1 protein-coding gene is annotated in these 594 nt (G+C 28.8%); it reads right to left on the bottom strand.

Features of this window, described 5'->3' with window-relative positions; all coding sequences use genetic code 11:
• Positions 1-311: M23 family metallopeptidase (locus B4I81_RS06380; protein ID WP_291108877.1), on the bottom strand; the 311-nt coding region annotated here is incomplete at its 3' end.
• Positions 312-594 lie beyond the last annotated feature (283 nt).

The raw sequence follows: 594 nt of genomic DNA, 5'->3' as shown, positions 1-594 counted from the left end.
CCATTAGCTTTTTGCAAATGACCATAAACAGAAGTGTACCCATTAGGATGCGTTATATAAATAGCCTTTCCATATCCAAATACTGAAATTTTGATTCGGGAAACATAGCCATCACCGGCAGCATAAACAGGCAAACCTTCTACCCCCTTTGTTTTGAAATCCAAACCAGAATGAAAATGGTTACTTCGCAATTCGCCAAAGGAGCCAGATAAATCTAAAGGAATCAGTAGAGGCGATTGAAAATAATCTTGAGGAAAATCTTGACTGTAAATTAAAAAAGGGAGAAATAAAAAGGCTAATAAAAATTTCATACAAATTCTGTTTAGCGCTAAAATAGGAAAAAAAATTATATTAAAAGAGTCAAAAAAGATACGTTATTTAAAACAATAACAATCAATCAGTTATGAATACTTAAAATTAATTCATAAAAATTAATAAAAAGTATTGCTATTTTTGAATACTAATGCTAACTTTGTGAAATAATGAAATGAATTTATCATTAATGACTGAATTATCTGAATTAATTGATTCTCTCGAAGTTAAATTTTTTAAGCTCAACCAAAAAGTCATTCAGCTTGAAAAGAAAAACATAGA

It is taken from the genome of Flavobacterium sp. UBA6195 (genome assembly GCF_002422095.1).
Lineage (GTDB): Bacteria > Bacteroidota > Bacteroidia > Flavobacteriales > Flavobacteriaceae > Flavobacterium.
This window is presented reverse-complemented; position numbering and strand designations above follow the sequence as displayed.